Annotated in this window: 1 protein-coding gene; it reads left to right on the top strand. The window is 43.5% G+C overall.

Going from position 1 to position 1,244, the window contains the following annotated elements:
* Positions 1–184: 184 nt before the first annotated feature.
* Positions 185–1,108 carry a hypothetical protein gene (locus tag BLR42_RS22275; RefSeq protein ID WP_091873943.1) on the top strand — a complete coding sequence of 308 codons (924 nt, stop codon included), beginning with the start codon at positions 185–187 and terminating at the stop codon, positions 1,106–1,108.
* The last annotated feature ends 136 nt before the right edge of the window (positions 1,109–1,244 follow it).

The following is a 1,244-nucleotide window of genomic DNA, read 5'->3' as shown; positions in this document are numbered from 1 at the left end:
AATGCCTTATCATTGTACAGCTTAAGCAACAAGAGGGCTAAGGCCTAGCTGGCTGTTAGGTAACTTAACCCCACAACTATATATTAGGAGGAGAAAAAACAAGTGACGTAATAATGGTTTGCCACTCGGCCCTTTGGGGAGTGGCGTGCACCCGAATGACAGAGGTTGCACAGAAAGGGTATATATGGAAGATCTCAACAATATCGGTGGTTACAGAAGCGTCTATATGGCTTTCGGCGCCTTTAAGGTTGGAACAGGTGCTTCCCGGGTGAAAAACACTGTAAACAGTGACTCGGAAGTTCCAAGTTTTCTTACCGCAATGAACCTTGCCACTGAAAAAGCAACTGAAACGGGGGATGTAACAAATACAGGAGATGATGCCAAAGTAATAAAGGCAAGCGAGTCAAGCCCTTACGGTCAAGGCGCATTCCTGTCATATACGAGAATAATAACTGCCAAGATGCCTTCTGACATAACAGGTGCTACGGAAAAAAGCACTGGTTCGTCAGCATTTGACGTTAGTAGCGGACAGCAGGAGCTGAAGATAACAATAAATGTGTCGGGTGGTTCCAGAATCTATACTGCATCCGGAATAGATAAGGATGGTAATTCATTCTCAAAAGAGATAGATCCCTACAGCGTTGATCCCACAAATACAGATTACGCAGGTTTTGCCACACTCTGCGCCTATATCAGAGATACGGAAGGACTTGCAGACAATGCCATGAAAGCTGTAAGATCTGCAATTCCGGAGGACATTACCGAGAATGGCAATTACCTTTACAAGGTCGGATTTGCTGCAGAAACAGACGGAAATCTTTCAGGAGCAAAGAAGCTGTTCGAGCAAATGGAGACGTTCTTTGAAAAGCTGATGAATATCGGCAGGGAAGATACTACTTCCGAAAAAACCGGCGTAACTTCTGTTTCAACAAAGAGCTATAACAATATTGTGGATGAGCTTAATTCCATGATTCAGCAAATGATCCAACAGATGCTGAATGAAATTATGGGAAATCGGGACGATGAGCAGGATGTGGTAGACTCGAAAGATGATGCACCGGCTAATGCAGAGGATGCACTTGATTTAGAAAATGCTAAAACCATATAACCTAAAAGATTCCCCGTCAAAGCCTTCCCCCCAAGGGGAAGATAGGCTCTCGGAATCTTTAGCCCAGATTCCAAGGGCTTTTTCTTTATGCTCATTTTTCAAATCCCCCCAAATTCTCAAAAAATTTAATGATTAG

It is taken from the genome of Butyrivibrio sp. INlla16, assembly GCF_900104155.1.
Classification (GTDB): Bacteria; Bacillota; Clostridia; order Lachnospirales; family Lachnospiraceae; genus Butyrivibrio.
Note: the sequence above shows the minus strand (reverse complement) of the source record. Positions and strands in the feature narration are given on the sequence as shown.

Excerpts from the sequence above, each read along its gene's own strand:
- BLR42_RS22275 (WP_091873943.1), top strand. The coding sequence starts at position 185 with ATGGAAGATCTCAACAATATCGGTGGTTACAGAAGCGTCTATATGGCT.